This is a genomic window from Pseudomonas fluorescens Q2-87 (genome assembly GCF_000281895.1).
GTDB lineage: Bacteria > Pseudomonadota > Gammaproteobacteria > Pseudomonadales > Pseudomonadaceae > Aquipseudomonas > Aquipseudomonas fluorescens_S.
On record NZ_CM001558.1, the window covers coordinates 5,610,993 to 5,631,907 of the forward strand.

Consider the following 20,915-nt stretch of genomic DNA (forward strand, 5'->3'; position numbering starts at 1 on the left):
CGATGCTACCGCGCCAGGCGCCTGATCCGCCTGGGCGCGGTATGATGGCGGCCCGGTTCGCGGGTGACGCAGCCCCGCCGAGCAAACACATTTTTTAGAGGAACACAGATGACACCCTGGCTGACCGTAGTGGGCATCGGTGAAGAAGGCTTCAAGGGCCTGGGCAAGGTTGCTCGCCGTGCGCTGCTGGGGGCCACGCGGATCGTTGGGGCGCAGCGCCAGCTGGATCTGCTACCCGTGTGCATCCGCGGCGAACGGGAACTGTGGCCCAGCCCGTTTTCCCTGGAGCCGCTGCTGGCCCGCCGAGGCGAGCCGGTGTGCGTGCTGGCCAGCGGCGACCCGATGTTCTACGGCGTGGGGGCGAGCCTGGCGAAGCAGGTGCCTGGCGAGCAGATGTTGGTCGTCCCGGCATCGTCGTCCTGTTCGCTGGCGGCGGCGCGCATGGGATGGCCGTTGCAGGAAGTGGTCACGCTGTCGCTGGTGGCGCGGCCCTTGGCGGCGCTCAATGTGCATTTATCCACCGGCGTCAGACTGTTGCTGCTGAGCAATGACCGCCACTCTCCTGCCGCCGTGGCGCAGTTATTGTGCGAGCGCGGATTCGGCCCCAGCCCCATGACCGTCCTGGAACACCTCGGCGGCCCGGCAGAACGACGGATCGACGGCACTGCGGCGCAATGGTCCGATCCCGACGGCGCCGACCTGAACCTGATCGCCGTGGAATGCCGGGCCGAACCGTCCGCGTTGCGTCTGTCACGCCTGGCCGGCCTGCCGGACAGCGCGTTCGAACATGACGGCCAACTGACCAAACGCGACGTGCGCGCCGTCACCCTGGCGCGCCTTGCGCCCACTCCGGGCGAGTTGCTTTGGGATGTTGGCGCCGGCAGCGGCTCCATCGGCATCGAATGGATGCGCGCCCACCCCAGTTGCCGAGCCCTGGCCATCGAAGCCGACGAAGGCCGCCAAGGCTTGATCGAACGCAACCGCGATACCCTCGGCGTGCCCGGCTTGCAGTTGGTTCGCGGCAGAGCCCCACAGGCGTTGGAAAACCTGGAGCGTCCGGACGCGGTGTTCATCGGCGGCGGCGTCACCCGCGAAGGCGTGCTCGACGCTTGCTGGGCCCACCTCAAGCCTGGCGGCCGGCTCGTCGCCAACGCCGTGACCCTGCAAAGCGAGATGACGCTCATGGACTGGCGCGAACGTCATGGCGGCGAACTGACCCGGATCCACATCGCCCAGGCCCAGCCATTGGGTGAGTTCGACACCTGGCGCCAGGCCTTGCCGATCACCTTGCTGGACCTGACGAAACCTCTCGATGCGTGACGAAACCGCCGAACAACCCGCCCCCCTGCGCAGCGGCCTGACCACCGGCAGCTGCGCCACCGCCACCAGCCTGGCGGCGGCACGCTTGCTGCTCGCGGGCACTCATGCCGACGCCGTGGAGATCGTCCTGCCCAAGGGCAAGCAGGTGCAGATGCGCCTGGAGTTCTGCCGGCTGACCGAGCAAGGCGCCGAGGCCGGGACAATCAAGGACGCAGGCGATGACCCGGACGTGACCCACGGTGCGTTGCTGTTTTCCCAAGTGCGCTTGATCGCCGAACCCGGGGTGCGCTTCCTCGCCGGTCGCGGCGTAGGCACCGTGACACGGCCGGGGCTGGTGCTCGCCGTCGGTGAGCCGGCGATCAACCCGGTGCCGCGCAAGATGATCGGCGATCACTTGGGCCGGCTGGCCGAGGACAACGGTTATGCCGGCGGTTTCGAGGTCACGGTCAATGTCGAGGGCGGCGAAGCCTTGGCATTGAAAACCATGAATCCGCGGTTGGGCATCCTCGGCGGCCTGTCGATCCTTGGCACCAGTGGCATCGTCCGACCGTTTTCCTGTGCGGCCTACATCGCCTCGATCCACCAGGGCATCGACGTGGCGACAACCAACGGTTACCAGCACGTCGCCGCCTGCACCGGCAACGCCAGCGAAGACACCATGCGCCGGGTCTACAACCTGCCGGAAATCGCCCTGATCGAAATGGGCGATTTCGTCGGCGCCGTGCTCAAGCACGTGCGCAAGGTGCCGGTGGAAAAGCTCAGCCTGTGCGGCGGTTTTGGCAAGATCAGCAAACTCGCCGCCGGTCACATGGACCTGCACAGCCGCCATTCGAGCATCGACCTGCCACAACTGGCCGAATGGGCAGCCGCCATCGGTGCCGACGAAACCTTGCAGCAAGGCATCCGCGAGGCCAACACCAGCCAGCAGGCCCTGGCCATGGCCAGCGCCGCCGGCATCGCCCTCGGCGACGCGGTATGTGCCCATGCCCTGGCCTTCGCCCGTAGCGTCGTGCCGGCCCAGGTCCAGGTCGAAGTCTTCGCCATCGACCGCCAGGGCGGGATCGTCGGTCACGCCGGAAGCTTTCAATGAAACGCATTCTGCTGCTGGGCGGCGTCACCGAAGCCCTGGTCATCGCCCGCACCCTTGGCCCCCGGCACATCTACAGCTTGGCGGGCGTCGGTCGCGTGCCCACGGACCTGACCTGCCAGGTCCGCGTCGGCGGCTATGGAGGTGCCGCGGGCCTGGCGCAATTCATCCGCGACCAGGGCATCGACCTGCTGCTGGACGCCACCCACCCCTACGCTGCGCAAATCAGCCAGAACGCCGCCGACGCCGCCCGCGCCTGCGGCATTCCGTGCTGGGCCCTGCGCCGTCCGGCATGGCAACCCCAGGCTGGCGATGACTGGCGCGAAGTGGCCGACTGGGCCGAACTGATCCAGGCCCTGAAGCCCTTCCACCGCCCTCTATTCACCCTCGGCCGCGAACCCTTGCAACATCTGAACGAGATTCCCCCAGAGCAATTCTGGACCCTGCGCGCCCTCGATATTTATCCCGCCAATGAACGCTGCGAAGTCATCGGCGCCCGCGGACCATTCCACATCGAAGGCGAGCGCGAGCTGTTTGAACGGCGGCAGATCGATGTGCTGATCAGCAAGAACAGCGGCAGCACGGCCACCGAGCCGAAGCTGGAAGTGGCGCGGGAGCGGAGGGTGCCGGTGCTGGTGTTGAAGCGGCCGGTGTTGGCGGGGGTGGATCGGGAGTTTGAGAAGCTTGACGAAACACTTGAGGCGTTGGCGCTTCTGGCCTGATGAGACAAGATCACTGCCTTGCATGAACAGTAACCTATTTGTTACCTTCAGGGCCGCATGTGATCACACTCGAAGAATATCTACAGGACAACGATACAAGTCCATTCGAACGCTGGTATTCCAGTCTGGATGCCCGGGCGGCATACAAAGTATCTAACGCATTGATGCGATTGGAGATGGGCAACACCTCGAATATCAAATGGTTCGACGGGTTAGGTGCATACCGCATCAACTGGGGCCCAGGCTATCGCGTGTACCTGACCCAGGAAGGTAAACGCCTGATTATTTTATTTGGCGGTGGTGATAAATCCACTCAGAGAAAAGACACCAAGCAAGCGAAAAAATTAATTGCTGAATTCCGGGCCCGGAAGAAGACAGAAAGGAACATGAGGTAACGCAATGGCTCTTACTCGAAGCTATAAACATACGATTGCCGAACGCGCCAAGCGTGATCCCGAGTTCGCTCAGATTTTGCTGGATGAAGCGGCAACCTTATTCTTGAATGGCGAACCAGAGATGGCGAGGATGATTCTTCGCGATCTCGTGAACGCCACTGTTGGCTTCGAAGAACTGTCCAAGGAAACTTCCAAGCCGAGCAAGAGCTTGCATCGAATGCTCTCAGCCAAGGGCAATCCAAGCATGGACAACTTGGCGGCAATATTCGCGGTCATTCGCACCACGTTAGGCGTCGACATGCAGGTGCATGCTGTTCCTGCAAATTGAGGTACGCGGTAACAAGCGATTGACTGATCACTCCGTGGCGAGGGAGCTTGCTCCCGCTGGGCTGCGCAGCAGCCCCAAAAAAGTCGATCTGCATTCTGCCGACATACCTTAACTTGAAGATTCAGGGCCGCTTCACGCCCCAGCGGGAGCAAGCTCCCTCGCCACCCCGCATCCACTTACAAAACTGTTTGCTACTGTTAAGGCAAACCCTGCGACCCTACACCGCATACGCCTTTTTACTTATCAACTCCGATCAGGCTAAATACCGCCACCTGATCGCCCAACCGAGCGGATTGCCCCATGTCCCGACAACGGCTTGCATTTGCCTGGATCGCCTGCTTCGCAGTGCTGTTCAACATGCTTGCCATGCCGCTTTCCAGCAACGCCGGCGCAATGGCCAAGGCGCAGGCCCAAGCGCCGTCGGAGCAGTTGTTGTGGGGCAGTTTCTGTTCGTCCAATGGCATGAAGATGGTGGCGATTCCCCTGGGCAAGTTCGAACAGGGCTCGCCGCAGAAGGACAACCACTCGACGATGCAGCATTGCTGGTGCTGCTCCGGTTCGGTCCCGTTGGTGGCGCTCGCCGGGCATATCCCGCAGTTGTACCTGGATGCCCAACTGGCCCATCGCGGCGCAATCCACTCCAAGCTCGACAGCCCCACGCCTCGCCAGCAATGGCCCAGCCTCAACCCCCGCGCCTCGCCCCTGGCCTGATTCCCACCGCATGAACCTGCGTCCTGAATCGTTCCGGAGAATCGCCATGTTGAACAGACTCATCCTGCTGGCTGCCTTGCTGCTTCCCGTCGGCTTCGCCCAAGCTCACCAATACAAGGTCGGCGCGCTCGAGATTGCCCATCCCTGGTCCCAGGAATTGCCGCCCAATGCGCCGACCGTGGCCGCCTATTTCGTCATCCACAACAGCGGCACCACCGCCGACAAACTGCTCAGTGTCGACACGCCAATCGCCGGCAAGGCCGAGCTCCATGAGCATGTGATGCAAAACGACCTGATGAAAATGCAGCCGGTGCCTGTCGTGGATATTGCCCCCGGCGCCACCGTTACCTTCGCGCCGATGGCGTATCACGTGATGCTGCTGGATCTAAAAGACCGCAGCCTGCTCAGCGACGGCAAACGCTTCCCCATGACGCTGCATTTTGAAAAAGCCGGGGATGTCACGGTCGACGTTGCGGTGCAGAAAAAGGCGCCTGACGGCACGAAAACGCATATGCACGCGCAGTAGTCGTAGCCGCCCATGCACGCTCCTCGCGCCAGACTGTCCATGCCCCGCCGTCAGCCCATGAGCCTGACACGCGGTAGCTGGATCAGCCTGTTCGCCATGTTGATGATCTTTATCGGCCCGCTGGTTTCCCAGTCGATGCCGATGGATCAGCGCATGTCTTCGTCCATGTCCACCGCCATGTCGATGGACATGACCATGGACATGACGGCGCACGAAACGCCAGCAGCCGAACATTGCCCACCCCAGAGCGAGCATCACGCCCTGTGGGAAAAATGCGGCTATTGCAGCCTGCTGTTCAACTGTCCGGCCCTGACCGGCGGCCACAGTTTCACTGTCTTCGATACACCGCTCGCCAATACCTACACCAGTCCCTCCCCGCGCCTGGGCCATGCCCGGCCAGCGTTCTTCCCGGGTGCTCGCACCCGCGCACCACCCTTCGCCGCGTAAACCCGACACATACCTCACCCGGTCGCACAAGACAGTTCCAGGCTGCCCGACCGTGTCGTTTACGTCTGTTCGATGGAATCATCATGTCCAGGTTTTCTGCCGGCATCGCTTTGGGCACTGCCCAGGCCAGTTGCCCCCCGAACGAGCCCCGGGTTCGTTTGCGTCACACCGTCGCCGCGCTGTGCGGCCTGCTGCTTGCGCCCTATGCACTCGCCGATGAGCACGAGTTTCACCTGAGCGAGGTCGAAGAACTGAGCCCGACGGTCATCACCGCCATTGCTCCCAGTTCACCATTGACTGTCGTCACCAATCCCAAGGACCCTCGCCAGCCGGTGCCGGCCAGTGATGGTGGCGACTACCTCAAGACCATTCCTGGCTTTGCCCTGGTGCGCAACGGTGGCACCAATGGCGATCCGGTGCTTCGCGGCATGTTCGGCTCGCGGCTGAACATCCTCACCAATGGCAGCATGCTGCTGGGTGCCTGCCCAGGGCGGATGGACGCGCCGACGTCCTACATTTCACCGGAAACCTACGACAAGCTCACCGTGATCAAGGGTCCGCAAACCGTGCTCTGGGGCCCCGGCGCATCGGCGGGAACCGTGCTGTTCGAGCGCGAGCCAGAACAGTTCGGCGAGTTGGGCACGCGGGTCAACGCCAGTGTGCTGGCCGGCTCCAACGGCCGTTTCGACAAAGTGGTGGATGCCGCCGCCGGTGGGCCGCTGGGGTATGTACGAGTGATCGGCAACACCGCCCACTCGGACGATTACCGCGACGGCAACAACGACACCGTGCCCTCGCGCTACGACAAATGGAACGGCGATGTCACCCTCGGCTGGACCCCGGACGCCGACACCTTGCTGGAATTGACTGCTGGCAAGGGCGACGGTGAGGCGCGCTACGCCGGGCGCGGCATGGACGGCTCCCAATTCAAGCGCGAAAGCCTCGGGCTGCGTTTCGAACGTTCCAACATCGGTGACGTGCTGGATAAGGTCGAGGCGCAGGTCTATTACAACTACGCCGACCACGTGATGGACAACTACACCCTGCGCACGCCGTCCGGCACCGGGATGATGGCTGGCCCCATGGCTTCCAACGTCGACCGGCGCACCCTCGGCGCGCGCATCAAGGCCACCTGGCGCTGGGCCGATGTGCAACTGATCAGCGGCCTGGACGCCCAGACCAACGAACACCGCCAGCGCAGCAGCATGGGCGTCGACACCTACAAGGAACTGCCGTACACCAAGGACGCCGACTTCCATAATTACGGCGTGTTCAGCGAATTGACCTGGTACGCCGCCGATCGCGACAGGCTGATCACTGGCGCCCGGCTCGACCGCGCCTCGGCCAAGGATTACCGCCAGAGCATCGGTTCCGGTATGTCGGCCCGCCCCAACCCCACCGCCGATGATACCCGTGCCGACACGCTACCCAGCGGTTTCGTGCGCTACGAGCACGACCTGGAAGACAGTCCCACCACCCTTTATGCCGGCCTGGGGCACTCGCAACGCTTCGCGGATTACTGGGAGCTGTTCTCGCCTAACGCCGGCCCCAACGGCTCATTGAATGCCTTCGACGCGATCAAGCCGGAGAAAACCACCCAGCTCGACTTCGGCCTGCAATACAAGGCCGAAAACCTCGAAGCCTGGGCATCGGCTTATGTCGGCCAAGTGCGCGACTACATCCTGTTCGACTACACACCCGGGATGATGGGCACCACTTCCCGGGCCGAGAACATCGACGCGCGGATCATGGGTGGTGAGCTGGGCGCAGCCTACAAGCTGACCGAACACTGGAAGGCCGACGCAACCCTGGCGTATGCCTGGGGCAAGAACAGCAGTGACGGCAGCGCCTTGGCACAGATGCCGCCGCTGGACGCACGCCTGGGCCTGACCTACAGCGAAGACCGCTGGAGCGCCGGTGCCTTGTGGCGGGTGGTGGCGGCGCAGCACCGTGTCGATGAGAACAAGGGCAACGTGGTGGGCAAGGACTACGGCACAAGCTCCGGCTTCGGCGTGTTCTCGCTCAATGGCGCCTACCGCATCAACGCGCACTGGAAGGTCAGCAGCGGCGTCGACAACCTGTTTGGCAAAGCCTATGCCGAGCACCTGAACCTGGCCGGCAACGCCGGATTCGGCTACCCGGCGAGCGACCCGCAAGCCATCAACGAACCGGGGCGTACGCTTTGGACGAAGGTGGATATGAGTTTCTGACAACAACGGCGAGCCTGGCATATCACCCCGTGTTCAGCCAAGGCTTCGCTGAAACCGCACAAAACATAACGATCACATTTGCCCTGCGGAGTGCTTTCTGATGAGCCAACCGAAACCCAATTTCTACAATCTGGCCTGGCGCTGGCATTTCTATGCCGGGCTGTTCGTGGCGCCATTCATGGTGATGCTGTCCCTGACCGGCATCATTTACCTGTTCAAGCCGCAACTCGATCCGCTGATGTATGGCAGCCTGCTGAACGTGCCCGCCGGGCATCACACCCTGGCGGCCGATGATCTGCTCAAGCAGGTTCGCCAGGCCTACCCCGAAGGCCAGGTCAAACAGTACCTGCCGCCAGTCAACGCCGAGCGCAGCGCGCAGTTCGTGGTGATCGACAAGGGGCGGGAGCTGAACGTATTCATCGACCCGTACCATGGCGACGTGTTGGGTGAGCAGGATGCCAAAAACAACCTGCAAGCCATGGCCCGGGCCATCCACGGCGAATTGCTGATCGGCACCGTCGGCGACCGCCTGGTGGAAATGGCCGCCGGCTGGGGCGTGGTCCTGGTGGTGTCGGGGCTGTACTTGTGGTGGCCACGCGGGCAATCGTCGGCCGGTGTGCTGTGGCCGCGCTGGAGCAGTCGTGGTCGGTTGTTCTGGCGCGACCTGCACGTGGTCGTCGGGTTCTGGGGCGCGGCGTTGCTGTTGGTGATGCTGCTCAGCGGCATGACCTGGACCGGTTTCTGGGGCAAGCAATACGCCGACCTCTGGAACCGTTTCCCGGCGGCGATGTGGAATGACGTGCCCAAGTCCGACGTCGAGGCCGGCAGCCTCAATAACGCCCACCGCCAGACCGTGCCGTGGGCCATGGAGAACACGCCGATGCCGATGTCCGGCGACCACGCCGAGCATATGGCCCACGGTGGCATGCACGAAGGTCCTGCGGCGCCGACCGTCAGCCTGCAAGCGGTACAGGACATCGCTACCGAACGCCAGGTCGAGCCCGGCTACAGCATCACGATTCCAACGACCGCTTCGGGCGTGTTCACCATCGCCGTGTTCGCCGACGACCCGCGCAACGACGCCACCCTGCACGTGGACCAGTACACCGGCAAGGTCCTGGCGGACGTGCGCTGGGCGCATTACAACGTTGTCGCCCGCGCCACCGAAACCGGCGTGATGCTGCACGAAGGCAAGATGTTCGGCCCGCTGAACCAGATCATCGTACTGCTGATTTGCCTGATGATTTTGCTCAGCGCCGTGAGTGGCCTGGTGATCTGGTGGAAGCGTCGCCCCCAGGGCAAGCTCGGCGTACCGCCGCTGCGTCACGACCTGCCGACGTGGAAGGGTGGGGTCTTTATCATGCTGGCCTTGGCGGTGGTGTTCCCGTTGGTGGGGGCTTCGTTGGTGGTGGTGTGGTTGCTGGACCGACTCGTCACCCGGTTCAATCGCCAGGCTGAGGCGGCTTCATCTTCAAGCTGAAGACAGCGCGTTAACGGAAGGCGGCGCGAAGCCTCTACAATCGCGCCCGCTTTCCAAACCACGAACACCCTCCAAACTGTGGGAGCGGGCTTGCTCGCGAATGCGGTGTGCCAGTCGACATTCACGTGTCTGACACACCGCATTCGCGAGCAAGCCCACTCCCACAATGGTCGACGTTTCAATCCAAATGCCGAGTAGCTGCATGACCTCACTAACCCTCACCCACCTCGCCTGGACACCCCTGGGCCATGGCCATTGTCATCACCAGTTCCAGCTGCGTGATGCCACGCTGCAGGTGGCAGCCGGGGAGTTCGTCGGGTTGATCGGGCCCAACGGCAGTGGCAAGACCAGCCTGTTGCGCTGCGCCTATCGCTTCAGCCGGCCGGAACAGGGTGAGGTCAAGCTCGCGCACCACGACCTCTGGAAACAATCCTCACGCTGGTGCGCCCAGCGCATCGCCGTGGTGCTGCAAGAGTTTCCCGACGCCTTCGGCCTGACGGTGGAAGAGGTGGTCGCCATGGGGCGCACGCCCCACAAGGGCCTGTTCGACAGCGACAACCACGAAGACCGCCGACTGGTGCTCCAGGCATTGGCATCGGCAGGACTCGAAGGCTTTGGCGATCATGCCTTCGCCACGCTGTCGGGTGGGGAAAAACAGCGGGTGATCCTCGCTCGCGCCCTCGCCCAGGAGCCGCAATTGCTGATCCTCGACGAACCGACCAATCACCTCGACCCGCATTATCAATTGCAATTGCTGCGACTGATCAAGGGCCTGGGCATCGGCACCCTCGCCAGCCTCCACGACCTGAACCTGGCCGCCGCCTTCTGCGATCGCCTGTACGTGATCGAACACGGGCGCATCGTCGCCAGCGGTACACCCAAGGACGTCCTCACCGCCGGGCTGTTGCGCGAGGTGTTCGGCGTCGAAGCCCTGGTGGACGAGCACCCGCTGTCCGGCTACCCACGAATCACCTGGATAACCCAACCATGATCCTGCGCGCCTTGCTGTTGCTGCCCCTGCTGCTGGGCAGTGCCCACGCCATGGCTGAAGCCACCCGCTACCCGTTGACGATTCAGAGCTGCAACCGCCAGGTGGTATTCAACGAGGCGCCTCGGCACGCCGTCAGCCACGACATCAACATGACCCAGATGATGCTCGCCCTGGGGCTCAAGCCACGCATGGTCGGCTACAGCGGCATCAGTGGCTGGAAATCGGTGACGCCCGAGATGGCGAAGATTCTCGACGGCTTGCCGGAACTGGCCGCCAAGTACCCATCGGTGGAAACCTTGCTCGGTGCCAACGTGGATTTCTTCTTCGCCGGTTGGGACTACGGCATGCGGGTCGGCGGTGACCTGACGCCGCAGACCCTGCAACCGCTGGGTATCAACGTGTACGAACTGACCGAGTCCTGCGCGTTCGTGATGAAACGTCCAGCGGCCTCGCTGGAAGATACCTACAACGACCTGCGCAACCTCGGGAAGATTTTCGACGTCCAGGAGCGTGCCAATGCCCTGGTCGCTTCGATGCAAACCCAAGTGGCCGACGTTCAAAAGCATCTGCCCGGCGAACGCCCCCGCGTGTTCCTGTATGACAGCGGCGAAGACCGCGCCATGACTTCTGGCCGCCTCGGCATGCCCCAGGCCCTGATCGATGCAGCCGGCGGCCGCAACATTCTCGATGATCTGGAAACCAGCTGGACGCGGGTGAATTGGGAGAACGTAGTCGAGCGCAATCCGCAGGTGATCGTGATCGTCGACTACGGCGAAGTCAGCGCCGAGCAGAAGCAGCAATTCTTGCTGGACAACCCGGCCCTGCAATCGGTGGAAGCGATCCAGCAGCGACGCTTCATCGTGATCCCCTACGTGCAGGCCACGCCGGGCATCGATAACGTGCTGGCGGTGCAAACCCTGGCGCGGGGTTTCCACCGCCAATGAATGATCGTCGCTACACCGCCCTGCTGATGTTCCTCGGCGCGCTACTGCTGGTGTCATGTGTGGTGTCACTGGGCTTCGGGCCGGCACGGGTGCCGGTGGCCGTGGTCTGGGACATCCTGCTGCACAAGGCCCTCGGTGTCGGTGAGGTGCATTGGACACCCGGCCAGGAGCACATCGTCTGGCTGATCCGGTTGCCGCGCCTGCTGCTCGGTGCCTTGGTGGGCGCCGGGCTGGCGCTGATCGGTGCGGTGTTGCAAGCGGTCACCCGCAATCCGCTGGCCGATCCGCACCTGCTGGGTGTCACCTCCGGCGCGACCCTGGGCGCGGTGATCGTGGTGCTGCATGTCGGCGAAATCATCGGCATGCTGACGCTGCCTCTGGCCGCGTTCTTCGGCGCGCTGCTGAGCATGTTGTTGGTGCTGGCGATCGCCAACCGCCAGGGCCGCCTGGAGAGTGACCGCCTGTTGCTGTGCGGTGTAGCGGTTTCATTCGTGATGATGGCGGCGGCCAATTTGCTGTTGTTCCTCGGTGACCATCGCGCCAGCTCCGCGGTGATGTTCTGGATGCTCGGCGGCCTGGGCCTGGCCCGCTGGGAGTTGCTGGCAGTGCCGGCCGCCAGTGTGGGGCTGGGGCTGATCTTGCTGTTGGGCATGGCCCGGCCGCTGAATGCGCTGATGGCCGGCGAACAGACTGCCGTGACCCTGGGCCTGAACGCGGCGCGGGTGCGGCTATGGATCTTCTTGATCGCGTCCTTGATGACCGGCGTGCTGGTGTCCATCAGCGGCTCGATTGGTTTTGTCGGGCTGATGGTGCCGCACATTGCCCGGCGCCTGGTGGGCGCGGAGCACCGTCGGCTATTGCCGGCCTGCGTGCTGCTCGGCAGCCTGTTTCTGGTGTGGGTGGACGTAGCGGCGCGGACACTGATTGCGCCGGAAGACTTGCCGATTGGTGTGGCTACCGCAGCCATCGGCGGCTTGTTTTTCATCGGCCTGATGCGCCGCCGCTGAACCTTGTGGGAGCGGGCTTGCTCGCGAAGATGGCAGCACATTTAACATCCCTGTGACCGACCGACCGCCTTCGCGAGCAAGCCCGCTCCCACATTTGATATTGGGTAACAGAGGTATCTGCGCCCCAATGTGGCGCACCCCTTCGCACCAGAACCCATGACGCGTTCGCTCATGGTGCATCGCTCTCCTTTCCCGTCGCCCTGCCCCCGCATTTCCAAGCCTTTCTCCGACCGGGCACACCCCTTGCAAAAGCGCCTTCAGCGTTTGCATCTGCCCTCGAAAAAAACTCATAAGTCCATGGAGATCGCACAATGAAGCGTCGTAGCTTGATCAAGGCTTTTACACTCTCGGCAAGCATTGCCGCGATGGGCATGGCCTGGACCGTCCAGGCCGCCGAGACCATCAAGGTCGGCATCCTGCATTCGCTGTCCGGCACCATGGCGATCTCCGAAACGTCCCTCAAGGACATGGCGCTGATGACCATCGACGAGATCAACGCCAAGGGCGGGGTCAACGGCAAGAAGCTGGAAGCGGTGGTCGTGGACCCGGCGTCGAACTGGCCGCTGTTCGCCGAAAAGGGCCGGCAGTTGCTGACCCAGGACAAGGTCGCGGTGGTGTTCGGCTGCTGGACGTCGGTGTCGCGTAAATCCGTGCTGCCGGTGTTCGAGGAACTCAATGGCTTGCTGTTCTACCCGGTGCAATATGAAGGCGAAGAGATGTCGCCGAACGTGTTCTACACCGGTGCGGCGCCGAACCAGCAGGCGATTCCGGCAGTGGAGTACCTGATGAGCGAAGAAGGCGGCAGCGCCAAGCGCTACTTCCTGCTGGGCACCGACTACGTCTACCCGCGCACCACCAACAAAATTCTGCGTTCGTTCCTGCATTCCAAAGGCGTGGCGGACAAGGACATCGAAGAGGTCTACACGCCGTTCGGCCACAGCGATTACCAAACCATTGTGGCCAACATCAAGAAGTTCTCGGCGGGCGGCAAGACGGCGGTCATCTCCACGGTCAACGGCGACTCCAACGTGCCCTTCTATAAAGAATTGGCCAACCAAGGCCTGAAGGCTACCGACGTACCGGTCGTGGCGTTCTCGGTGGGCGAAGAAGAACTGCGCGGCATCGACACCAAACCGCTGGTGGGCAACCTGGCCGCGTGGAACTACTTCGAGTCGGTGGATAACCCGGCGAACAAGAAATTCGTCGATGCCTGGAAGGCCTACGCCAAGGCCAAGAACCTGCCAGGCGCCGACAAAGCCGTGACCAACGACCCGATGGAAGCCACGTATGTCGGCATCCACATGTGGGCGCAAGCGGTGGAGAAAGCCAAGTCCACCGACGTCGACAAAGTCCGCGAAGCCCTGGCCGGCCAGACCTTCGCCGCACCGTCGGGCTACACCCTGACCATGGACAAGACCAACCACCACCTGCACAAGCCGGTGATGATCGGCGAGATCCAGGCCGACGGTCAGTTCAACGTGGTCTGGCAGACCGAAGGCCCGATCCGCGCCCAGCCGTGGAGCCCGTTCATCACCGGCAACGACAAGAAGCCTGACTATGCGGTGAAGAGCAACTGAGCCCATGGGTGTTGGTCCGAATCCCCGGGCCGACACAACTCCCTTGTGGGAGCGGGCTTGCTCGCGAATGCGGTGGGTCAGCCAGGATGAATGTAGCTGATACACGGCTTTCGCGAGCAAGCCCGCTCCCACAATAGAAGTCCGCGCAAGGCCAACAAATATGCCCACCGCTCTTTACCGCCTCATCCTCGCCCTGGTGCTGCTATTGCCACTGGAGGCGCACGCCGGTGACGCCGAAGACTTCGTCGCCGCCAACCCGACCCAGCAAGCCAAGCTGCTGGAGACCTGGGCCGCGCAGCCTGAGCCTGAGCGCGTCGAGTTGATCAACGCCTTGCAGCAAGGCCAGTTGACCGTCGACGGCCAACCCAAGACCCTGCGCCTGAACAACCGCTTGCGCGGGCTGATCGAAACCGCCCTCGCCAGCCATCAACTGCTCGCCGTGGATGCCCCCACACGCCTGGGCGCCGCGCAGCAGCTGCAAAAAAGTGCCCGCCCGGCCCAACTGGCGTTCCTCGACCGGCAACTGGCCGGCGAGCAGGACGAAGAGGTACATGCCGCCCTGAGCCTGGCCCTGGCGAACCTGCAATTGGTGGACGCCAACCCGGGCGTGCGCCTGGCCGCCGTTCGCTTGCTGGGGGAAACCGGCGATCCGCTGGCCCGCACCCGCCTCGAAAGCCTGCTAGAACCCGGCATCGAAAGCGATGCCAGTGTACGCACCGCCGCCGAAACCAGCCTCGCCCAAGTCAAACGCAAACTGCTGGTGGGCGAGCTACTGGGCCAGGCCTTCAGTGGCATGTCCCTGGGCTCGATCCTGCTGCTCGCGGCCCTCGGCCTGGCGATCACCTTCGGCTTGCTCGGGGTGATCAACATGGCCCATGGCGAGATGCTGATGCTTGGCGCCTACTCCACTTATGGGGTGCAGATGCTGTTCCAGCGCTTCGCCCCGAACGCCATTGAGTTCTACCCGCTCATCGCCCTGCCGGTGGCGTTTTTCATCACTGCGGCCATCGGTATGGCCCTGGAGCGCACGGTGATCCGCCACCTCTACGGCCGCCCGTTGGAAACCTTGCTCGCCACCTGGGGTATCAGCCTGATGCTGATCCAACTGGTGCGCCTGGTGTTCGGCGCGCAGAACGTCGAAGTCGCCAACCCGGCCTGGTTATCGGGCGGGATTCAGGTGTTGCCCAACCTGGTGCTGCCGTACAACCGCATCGTGATCATCGCTTTTGCGCTGTTCGTGGTGGTGCTGACTTGGCTGTTGCTGAACAAGACGCGCCTGGGCCTGAACGTGCGTGCCGTGACACAGAATCGCAACATGGCCGCCTGTTGCGGCGTGCCCACCGGCCGCGTGGACATGCTCGCCTTCGGCCTCGGTTCAGGCATCGCCGGGCTGGGCGGCGTGGCCCTGAGCCAGATCGGTAACGTCGGCCCGGACCTGGGCCAAAGCTACATCATCGATTCGTTCCTGGTGGTGGTGCTCGGCGGCGTCGGCCAGTTGGCCGGCAGTGTGTTCGCCGCGTTCGGCCTGGGTATCGCCAACAAGATTCTCGAACCGCAGATCGGCGCCGTGCTCGGCAAGATCCTGATCCTGGCGTTGATCATTCTGTTCATCCAGAAGCGTCCGCAAGGCCTCTTCGCGCTCAAAGGACGGGTAATCGACTGATGAACCAGCCCCTGATGCTCACGGCCACGCAAAAGGCCGGTCCCAAAGTCACTCTCGCCGTTGGCGTGGTGATCCTGGCGGTGTTGCTCAGCCTGCCGCTGCTGTCGTTGCTGGTGGCGGACAATCCGCTGCACGTCTCGGCTTACACGTTGACCCTGGTGGGCAAGATTCTTTGCTACGCCATCGTCGCCCTGGCCTTGGACCTGGTCTGGGGCTACGCCGGATTGCTTTCCCTCGGCCATGGGTTGTTCTTCGCCCTGGGCGGCTACGCCATGGGCATGTACCTGATGCGCCAGGCGGCCGGGGATGACTTGCCGGCGTTCATGACCTTTTTGTCGTGGACCGAACTGCCCTGGTACTGGACCGGCACCAGCAGCTTTGCCTGGGCGATGTGCCTGGTGGTGCTGGCGCCAGGTTTGCTGGCGCTGGTGTTCGGTTTCTTCGCCTTCCGTTCGCGGATCAAGGGCGTGTATTTCTCGATCATGACCCAAGCCCTGACCTTCGCCGGGATGCTGCTGTTTTTCCGCAACGAAACCGGGTTTGGTGGTAATAACGGCTTCACCAATTTCCGCTCGATCCTGGGCTTTGGCATCACCGAGCCGGGCACCCGGGCGGTGCTGTTCCTGGCCACCGTGTTGTTGCTGATGGCGAGCCTGTTCATCGGCTGGCGCCTGGCCCGCAGCAAGTTCGGTCGGGTACTGACGGCCCTGCGTGACGCGGAAAACCGTCTGATGTTCTGCGGCTACGATCCCCGTGGTTTCAAGCTGTTCGTCTGGGTGTTGAGTGCGGTCCTGTGCGGTCTGGCCGGGGCGTTGTATGTGCCGCAGGTGGGCATCATCAACCCCAGCGAAATGTCGCCGACCAACTCCATCGAAGCCGCCGTGTGGGTGGCCCTCGGCGGGCGCGGCACGCTGATCGGGCCGTTGCTGGGCGCCGGGGTGGTCAACGGCATGAAGAGCTGGTTCACCGTGGCGTTTCCTGAGTATTGGTTGTTCTTTCTTGGCGCGCTGTTCATCGTCGTGACCCTGTACCTGCCCAAGGGTGTGATCGGGTTGCTGAAAAAGAGGGGCGAATGATGCGAATCACTCCAACGGCTCAATTCATGCTCGAACCCGCTTTCTTTCCGCCAGAACCCAACAAGGACGCCGGCAGCAGCCGCGACGCCATCGGCCTCGGCCAAGCGGCAGGCGTTGGCCTGAACACCCGCCATGGCACCATCCTGACCCTGGAGGACATCAGCGTCAGCTTCGATGGTTTCAAGGCCTTGAACGACCTGAACCTGTACATCGGCGTCGGTGAATTGCGCTGCATCATCGGCCCCAACGGTGCGGGCAAGACCACCTTGATGGACGTCATCACCGGCAAGACCCGACCCAGCCACGGCAAGGCCTGGTTCGGCGAAACCCTGGACCTGACCAGCATGAGCGAAGTGCAGATCGCCCAGGCCGGCATCGGGCGCAAGTTCCAGAAGCCCACGGTATTCGAGGCCTTGAGCGTGTTCGAGAACCTGGAGCTGGCACTCAAGACCGACAAGTCGGTGTGGGCCAGCCTGCGGGCAAAATTGACTGGCGAACAGCACGACCGTATCAGCGAAGTGCTGGAAACCATTCGCCTCACCCCCTCGGTCAATCGCGCTGCCGGACTGTTGTCCCATGGGCAGAAGCAGTTCCTGGAGATCGGCATGTTGCTGGTGCAGGACCCGCAACTGCTGCTGCTCGACGAACCCGTGGCGGGCATGACCGACGCTGAAACCGACTTCACCGCCGAACTGTTCAAATCCCTGGCGGGCAAGCATTCGCTGATGGTAGTGGAGCACGACATGGGCTTCGTCGGCGCGATTGCCGACCACGTCACCGTGCTGCACCAAGGCAGCGTGCTGGCCGAAGGGTCGCTGGAACAGGTGCAGGACAATGAGCGGGTGATCGAGGTGTATCTCGGTCGATAGACCTGCAAACACATACTCCCTGTGGGAGCGGGCTTGCTCGCGAAGGCGGTGTGTCAGTTGAAAAATATGTTGGATATACCGACCTCTTCGCGAGCAAGCCCGCTCCCACAGGGGATTTGAGGGGATTTAAGACATGCTGCAAGTCGACAAGCTGCACCAGTACTACGGCGGTAGCCACATCCTGCGGGGCCTGTCCTTCGATGTGAAGGTCGGCGAAGTAACCTGCCTGCTGGGGCGCAACGGCGTGGGCAAGACCACCCTGCTCAAATGCCTGATGGGCCTGTTGCCGGCCAAGGAAGGCGCGGTCAATTGGGAGAGCAAGGCCATCACCACCTTCAAGCCGCACCAACGGGTGCACGCCGGCATTGCGTATGTGCCTCAGGGCCGGGAGATTTTCGGCCGGCTGACAGTAGAGGAAAACCTGCTGATGGGCCTGTCGCGTTTTCCCGGCGCCGAGGCCAAGGAAGTGCCGGCGTTTATCTACGAATTGTTCCCGGTGCTGCTGCAGATGAAACAGCGCCGTGGCGGTGACTTGTCCGGCGGCCAGCAACAGCAGCTCGCCATTGGCCGGGCCCTGGCCAGCCGTCCGCGCCTGCTGATCCTCGACGAGCCCACCGAAGGCATCCAGCCCTCGGTGATCAAGGAAATCGGCGCGGTGATCAAGAAACTGGCGGCCCGTGGTGACATGGCGATTCTGTTGGTGGAGCAGTTCTACGACTTCGCCGCCGAGCTGGCCGATCAATACCTGGTGATGTCCCGGGGCGAGATCGTGCAGCAGGGGCGCGGAGAAAATATGGAAGCCGAGGGTGTGCGCGGGCTGGTTACGATCTAGTCTGTAACGTCCTGACGATCATTGGAAATCATGAACCTACCCGTCTCTCCATTGGTGCCTTCGGCCCTGTTCACCCCTAGCTGGCATGCCGAGTTGGAGCTGGGCTACGCCCGATTCAGCGACAGCACACGGCCGGTCCAGCGTCGCCACACAGGCCCGCTGCGGGTGCAAAAACACTTGTATGCCGAAGGGCCCGAGGTCTGCCAGCACATCATCGTCCACCCGCCCGGCGGGATTGCCGGCGGTGATCGCCTGGATATTTCAGCGCACATTGACAGCGGCGCCTGGGCGCAACTGACCAGCCCCGGCGCAGCCAAGTGGTATCGCGCCGCCGGCCCGGCGTACCAACAACTGACCCTGATCGTGGCCCCCGGCGGAACGCTGGAATGGCTGCCCCAGGAAACCATCGTGTTCAGCGCGGCCCAGGCTGAGCTCAGCACCCGCATCGACCTGCAGGGCGACGGACGTTTGTTCTACTGGGACATGGTTGCCCTCGGCCGACCGGCCAGCGGCGAGCGCTTCGATCTCGGGCATTTCCAATCGCGGCTGGACATTCGTCGCGACGGCCAGTTGCTGTGGCATGAACGCCAGCGCATTGTGGGCGGTGACGGATTGCTCGACTCGCCCATCGGCCTGGACGGCAATCCGGTGTTTGCCACGTTGCTGGTCACCGGTGAGATCGACAGCGAACTGCTGGAGCAGTGCCGGTCCCTGGGCCATGAAGTGCGCGGCGACCTGACGCAATTGCCCGGGCTGATTGTGGCGCGCTGCCTGGCGAGCGAAGCGTTGCTGGCGCGGGGGTGGTTGATTGAATTGTGGCGGCTTCTGCGCCCGTCGCTGCTCGGTCGAGAGGCCGTACCACCGAGAATCTGGAGCACCTGAATTTGCTTTCCTGTGGGAGCGGGCTTGCTCGCGAAGGCGGTGTGTCAGCCGACTCAACTGTTGAATGTGAGCCCGCATTCGCGAGCAAGCCCGCTCCCACAGAGGTACATGTTTTTAGCCCGATTTATTTATCTGCCCTTATGGATTGCACATGGACCTGACCCCACGCGAAAAAGACAAGATGCTAATCTTCACCGCCGGCCTTGTGGCCGAGCGACGACTGGCTCGGGGCTTGAAGCTCAACTACCCGGAGGCCATGGCTTATATCTCCGCGGCCCTGCTCGAAGGCGCCCGTGACGGCCAGACCGTGGCCGAGCTGATGCACTACGGCACCACGTTGTTGAGCCGCGAACAGGTGATGGAAGGCATCCCGGAAATGATCCCGGAGATCCAGGTCGAGGCGACGTTTCCCGACGGCACCAAACTGGTCACCGTCCACCAGCCCATCGCCTGAGGCCGCACCATGACCTACTTCGTTCGTGACGCCCTGCCGACCGACCTGCCGGCGATCCGCGACATCTACAACGACGCGGTGCTGAACACCACCGCGATCTGGAACGACCAGCCCGTGGACCTGGGCAACCGCCAGGCGTGGTTCAGCGCCCGGCAGGCCCAGGGTTACCCGGTGCTGGTGGTGGTCGACGCCGAGGACAACGTGTTCGGCTACGCTTCATTCGGCGACTGGCGGCCCTTCGACGGCTTCCGGCACACCGTTGAGCATTCGGTGTACGTGCGCAGCGACCAACGCGGCAATGGCCTCGGTCCACGGTTGATGAGTGCGCTGATCGAGCGCGCCAGAGCCTGCGCCAAACACATCATGGTCGCCGCCATCGAAAGCGGCAACGCGGCCTCGATCCGCCTGCATGAGCGGGCCGGGTTCGTCACCACCGGGCAGATGCCTCAGGTGGGGATCAAGTTCGGTCGCTGGCTGGACCTGACTTTCATGCAGTTGTACCTCAATCCAGGGGCGCTACCGCCTGCCGCCAACAAGGAGTGAAACCGATGAACGCCGCCCAGTTGCGTCGAGTCCACGCTGAAAGCTTCGCGCACTATCGCCAGGGCCTGATCGATCTGCTGCTCGACGCCGTCGGGTATGGCGCCAGTGTGGGGTTCATGGCCGATCTCGATGCGGTCCAGGCCCGTGCTTATTTTGACGAGGTCCAGGCCAGTCTCAACCAGGGCCACTTGCTGCTGTGGGTGGTGGTCAAGGATGAACAGGTGCAGGCCAGCGTCCAGCTTGGCCTGTGCCAGAAGCCCAACGGCCTCAACCGTGCCGAAGTGCAGAAGCTGCTGGTCCGCGGCGAGGCCCGCCGCCGGGGGCTGGGCCAGCAATTGATGAGCGCCCTGGAACTCGGCGCTCGCCAGCACAAGCGTGGCCTGCTGTACCTCGACACCGAGGCCGGTTCAGAGGCCGAGGCCTTCTACCGCGCCATGGGCTACACCCGCGTCGGTGAACTGCCCGACTACTGCCAGAGCCCGGACGGGACCTAAAGCCCGACCGCCATCTACTACAAGACTTTGGGGCAACCGCAATGATTCCAGGGCAATATCAGGTCCAGCCCGGCGATATCGAACTCAACGTCGGCCGCCGCACGCTCACGCTGAACGTCGCCAACAGCGGCGACCGGCCGATCCAGGTCGGCTCGCACTATCACTTTTTCGAAACCAACGACGCCCTGACCTTCGACCGCGCCGCCAGCCGCGGCATGCGCCTGAACATCCCGGCTGGCACGGCGGTGCGCTTCGAGCCGGGGCAGAGTCGCGAGGTGGAGCTTGTCGATCTGGCCGGGCATCGGCGGGTGTTCGGGTTTGCCGGGCGGGTGATGGGCGATCTGGATTGACACGCCC

Annotated in this window: 23 protein-coding genes; all 23 read left to right on the plus strand. The window is 63.2% G+C overall.

What is annotated here, in order from left to right:
* Window positions 1–108: 108 nt before the first annotated feature.
* The 23 genes from PFLQ2_RS03105 (at window position 109) to PFLQ2_RS02995 (ending at window position 20,908) form a co-directional block, all read left to right on the plus strand.
* Window positions 109–1,320 carry a bifunctional cobalt-precorrin-7 (C(5))-methyltransferase/cobalt-precorrin-6B (C(15))-methyltransferase gene (locus tag PFLQ2_RS03105; protein WP_003186262.1) on the plus strand — a complete coding sequence of 404 codons (1,212 nt, stop codon included), beginning with the start codon at window positions 109–111 and terminating at the stop codon, window positions 1,318–1,320.
* Window positions 1,313–2,410: a cobalt-precorrin-5B (C(1))-methyltransferase gene (locus PFLQ2_RS03100; protein WP_003186264.1), complete on the plus strand. Its 1,098-nt coding sequence runs from the start codon at window positions 1,313–1,315 to the stop codon at window positions 2,408–2,410. The genes PFLQ2_RS03105 and PFLQ2_RS03100 overlap by 8 nt, the downstream gene beginning before the upstream one ends.
* Window positions 2,407–3,129 (plus strand): cobalt-precorrin-6A reductase, encoded by a 723-nt coding sequence (locus PFLQ2_RS03095; RefSeq protein ID WP_003186266.1) that lies wholly within the window; start codon window positions 2,407–2,409, stop codon window positions 3,127–3,129. The genes PFLQ2_RS03100 and PFLQ2_RS03095 overlap by 4 nt, the downstream gene beginning before the upstream one ends.
* Before the next feature lie 59 nt (window positions 3,130–3,188).
* Entirely contained in the window at window positions 3,189–3,524 is a 336-nt protein-coding gene (locus PFLQ2_RS03090) for a type II toxin-antitoxin system RelE/ParE family toxin (protein WP_003186267.1), read from the plus strand.
* Between the two features lie 4 nt (window positions 3,525–3,528).
* Window positions 3,529–3,852, plus strand: coding sequence for a DNA-binding protein (locus PFLQ2_RS03085; protein WP_003186269.1), 324 nt, complete (start codon window positions 3,529–3,531; stop codon window positions 3,850–3,852).
* A 300-nt stretch (window positions 3,853–4,152) separates the two neighbouring features.
* Window positions 4,153–4,563 carry a DUF2946 domain-containing protein gene (locus PFLQ2_RS03080; protein WP_003186271.1) on the plus strand — a complete coding sequence of 137 codons (411 nt, stop codon included), beginning with the start codon at window positions 4,153–4,155 and terminating at the stop codon, window positions 4,561–4,563.
* Window positions 4,564–4,609: 46 nt separating this feature from the next.
* Window positions 4,610–5,089: a copper chaperone PCu(A)C gene (locus PFLQ2_RS03075; RefSeq protein WP_003186273.1), complete on the plus strand. Its 480-nt coding sequence runs from the start codon at window positions 4,610–4,612 to the stop codon at window positions 5,087–5,089.
* 57 nt (window positions 5,090–5,146) lie between these two features.
* Window positions 5,147–5,536, plus strand: a complete 390-nt coding sequence (locus tag PFLQ2_RS03070; RefSeq protein WP_003186275.1) for a DUF2946 domain-containing protein — start codon at window positions 5,147–5,149, stop codon at window positions 5,534–5,536.
* Between the two features lie 83 nt (window positions 5,537–5,619).
* Window positions 5,620–7,746 carry a TonB-dependent copper receptor gene (locus PFLQ2_RS03065; RefSeq protein WP_003186277.1) on the plus strand — a complete coding sequence of 709 codons (2,127 nt, stop codon included), beginning with the start codon at window positions 5,620–5,622 and terminating at the stop codon, window positions 7,744–7,746.
* Between the two features lie 100 nt (window positions 7,747–7,846).
* Window positions 7,847–9,226: a PepSY-associated TM helix domain-containing protein gene (locus tag PFLQ2_RS03060; RefSeq protein WP_003186279.1), complete on the plus strand. Its 1,380-nt coding sequence runs from the start codon at window positions 7,847–7,849 to the stop codon at window positions 9,224–9,226.
* A gap of 202 nt (window positions 9,227–9,428) precedes the next feature.
* A complete protein-coding gene (locus PFLQ2_RS03055; protein WP_003186282.1) occupies window positions 9,429–10,217 on the plus strand; it encodes an ABC transporter ATP-binding protein in 789 nt (262 codons plus the stop codon).
* Window positions 10,214–11,161 (plus strand): ABC transporter substrate-binding protein, encoded by a 948-nt coding sequence (locus tag PFLQ2_RS03050; RefSeq protein WP_003186283.1) that lies wholly within the window; start codon window positions 10,214–10,216, stop codon window positions 11,159–11,161. The genes PFLQ2_RS03055 and PFLQ2_RS03050 overlap by 4 nt, the downstream gene beginning before the upstream one ends.
* Window positions 11,158–12,168, plus strand: a complete 1,011-nt coding sequence (locus tag PFLQ2_RS03045) for a FecCD family ABC transporter permease (protein WP_003186285.1) — start codon at window positions 11,158–11,160, stop codon at window positions 12,166–12,168. The genes PFLQ2_RS03050 and PFLQ2_RS03045 overlap by 4 nt, the downstream gene beginning before the upstream one ends.
* 311 nt (window positions 12,169–12,479) lie before the next feature.
* Window positions 12,480–13,745 (plus strand): urea ABC transporter substrate-binding protein, encoded by a 1,266-nt coding sequence (gene urtA / locus PFLQ2_RS03040; protein WP_003186287.1) that lies wholly within the window; start codon window positions 12,480–12,482, stop codon window positions 13,743–13,745.
* Between the two features lie 160 nt (window positions 13,746–13,905).
* Window positions 13,906–15,408 carry an urea ABC transporter permease subunit UrtB gene (gene urtB / locus PFLQ2_RS03035; protein ID WP_003186289.1) on the plus strand — a complete coding sequence of 501 codons (1,503 nt, stop codon included), beginning with the start codon at window positions 13,906–13,908 and terminating at the stop codon, window positions 15,406–15,408.
* The gene (gene urtC, locus PFLQ2_RS03030; protein ID WP_003186292.1) at window positions 15,408–16,484 is read left to right on the plus strand and encodes an urea ABC transporter permease subunit UrtC; all 1,077 of its coding nucleotides are present in this window, start codon (window positions 15,408–15,410) and stop codon (window positions 16,482–16,484) included. The genes urtB and urtC overlap by 1 nt, the downstream gene beginning before the upstream one ends.
* Entirely contained in the window at window positions 16,484–17,353 is an 870-nt protein-coding gene (gene urtD, locus PFLQ2_RS03025) for an urea ABC transporter ATP-binding protein UrtD (protein ID WP_003186293.1), read from the plus strand. The genes urtC and urtD overlap by 1 nt, the downstream gene beginning before the upstream one ends.
* A gap of 133 nt (window positions 17,354–17,486) precedes the next feature.
* Window positions 17,487–18,185, plus strand: a complete 699-nt coding sequence (gene urtE, locus PFLQ2_RS03020) for an urea ABC transporter ATP-binding subunit UrtE (RefSeq protein WP_003186296.1) — start codon at window positions 17,487–17,489, stop codon at window positions 18,183–18,185.
* A gap of 30 nt (window positions 18,186–18,215) precedes the next feature.
* Window positions 18,216–19,067, plus strand: coding sequence for an urease accessory protein UreD (locus PFLQ2_RS03015; protein WP_003186298.1), 852 nt, complete (start codon window positions 18,216–18,218; stop codon window positions 19,065–19,067).
* Between the two features lie 151 nt (window positions 19,068–19,218).
* Window positions 19,219–19,521 carry an urease subunit gamma gene (gene ureA / locus PFLQ2_RS03010; protein WP_003186301.1) on the plus strand — a complete coding sequence of 101 codons (303 nt, stop codon included), beginning with the start codon at window positions 19,219–19,221 and terminating at the stop codon, window positions 19,519–19,521.
* Window positions 19,522–19,530: 9 nt separating this feature from the next.
* Window positions 19,531–20,064 carry a GNAT family N-acetyltransferase gene (locus PFLQ2_RS03005; protein ID WP_003186303.1) on the plus strand — a complete coding sequence of 178 codons (534 nt, stop codon included), beginning with the start codon at window positions 19,531–19,533 and terminating at the stop codon, window positions 20,062–20,064.
* 5 nt (window positions 20,065–20,069) lie between these two features.
* Window positions 20,070–20,558 carry a GNAT family N-acetyltransferase gene (locus tag PFLQ2_RS03000; protein WP_003186305.1) on the plus strand — a complete coding sequence of 163 codons (489 nt, stop codon included), beginning with the start codon at window positions 20,070–20,072 and terminating at the stop codon, window positions 20,556–20,558.
* 41 nt (window positions 20,559–20,599) lie between these two features.
* Window positions 20,600–20,908 carry an urease subunit beta gene (locus PFLQ2_RS02995; RefSeq protein WP_003186307.1) on the plus strand — a complete coding sequence of 103 codons (309 nt, stop codon included), beginning with the start codon at window positions 20,600–20,602 and terminating at the stop codon, window positions 20,906–20,908.
* The last annotated feature ends 7 nt before the right edge of the window (window positions 20,909–20,915 follow it).

Bases quoted from the DNA above. Each gene is read 5' to 3' on its own strand.
- PFLQ2_RS03105 (WP_003186262.1), top strand. From the start codon at position 109: ATGACACCCTGGCTGACCGTAGTGGGCATCGGTGAAGAAGGCTTCAAG.
- PFLQ2_RS03100 (WP_003186264.1), top strand. From the start codon at position 1,313: ATGCGTGACGAAACCGCCGAACAACCCGCCCCCCTGCGCAGCGGCCTG.
- PFLQ2_RS03095 (WP_003186266.1), top strand. From the start codon at position 2,407: ATGAAACGCATTCTGCTGCTGGGCGGCGTCACCGAAGCCCTGGTCATC.
- PFLQ2_RS03085 (WP_003186269.1), top strand. From the start codon at position 3,529: ATGGCTCTTACTCGAAGCTATAAACATACGATTGCCGAACGCGCCAAG.
- PFLQ2_RS03080 (WP_003186271.1), top strand. From the start codon at position 4,153: ATGTCCCGACAACGGCTTGCATTTGCCTGGATCGCCTGCTTCGCAGTG.
- PFLQ2_RS03075 (WP_003186273.1), top strand. From the start codon at position 4,610: ATGTTGAACAGACTCATCCTGCTGGCTGCCTTGCTGCTTCCCGTCGGC.
- PFLQ2_RS03070 (WP_003186275.1), top strand. From the start codon at position 5,147: ATGAGCCTGACACGCGGTAGCTGGATCAGCCTGTTCGCCATGTTGATG.
- PFLQ2_RS03065 (WP_003186277.1), top strand. From the start codon at position 5,620: ATGTCCAGGTTTTCTGCCGGCATCGCTTTGGGCACTGCCCAGGCCAGT.
- PFLQ2_RS03060 (WP_003186279.1), top strand. From the start codon at position 7,847: ATGAGCCAACCGAAACCCAATTTCTACAATCTGGCCTGGCGCTGGCAT.
- PFLQ2_RS03055 (WP_003186282.1), top strand. From the start codon at position 9,429: ATGACCTCACTAACCCTCACCCACCTCGCCTGGACACCCCTGGGCCAT.
- PFLQ2_RS03050 (WP_003186283.1), top strand. From the start codon at position 10,214: ATGATCCTGCGCGCCTTGCTGTTGCTGCCCCTGCTGCTGGGCAGTGCC.
- PFLQ2_RS03045 (WP_003186285.1), top strand. From the start codon at position 11,158: ATGAATGATCGTCGCTACACCGCCCTGCTGATGTTCCTCGGCGCGCTA.
- urtA (WP_003186287.1), top strand. From the start codon at position 12,480: ATGAAGCGTCGTAGCTTGATCAAGGCTTTTACACTCTCGGCAAGCATT.
- urtB (WP_003186289.1), top strand. From the start codon at position 13,906: ATGCCCACCGCTCTTTACCGCCTCATCCTCGCCCTGGTGCTGCTATTG.
- urtC (WP_003186292.1), top strand. From the start codon at position 15,408: ATGAACCAGCCCCTGATGCTCACGGCCACGCAAAAGGCCGGTCCCAAA.
- urtD (WP_003186293.1), top strand. From the start codon at position 16,484: ATGCGAATCACTCCAACGGCTCAATTCATGCTCGAACCCGCTTTCTTT.
- urtE (WP_003186296.1), top strand. From the start codon at position 17,487: ATGCTGCAAGTCGACAAGCTGCACCAGTACTACGGCGGTAGCCACATC.
- PFLQ2_RS03015 (WP_003186298.1), top strand. From the start codon at position 18,216: ATGAACCTACCCGTCTCTCCATTGGTGCCTTCGGCCCTGTTCACCCCT.
- ureA (WP_003186301.1), top strand. From the start codon at position 19,219: ATGGACCTGACCCCACGCGAAAAAGACAAGATGCTAATCTTCACCGCC.
- PFLQ2_RS03005 (WP_003186303.1), top strand. From the start codon at position 19,531: ATGACCTACTTCGTTCGTGACGCCCTGCCGACCGACCTGCCGGCGATC.
- PFLQ2_RS03000 (WP_003186305.1), top strand. From the start codon at position 20,070: ATGAACGCCGCCCAGTTGCGTCGAGTCCACGCTGAAAGCTTCGCGCAC.
- PFLQ2_RS02995 (WP_003186307.1), top strand. From the start codon at position 20,600: ATGATTCCAGGGCAATATCAGGTCCAGCCCGGCGATATCGAACTCAAC.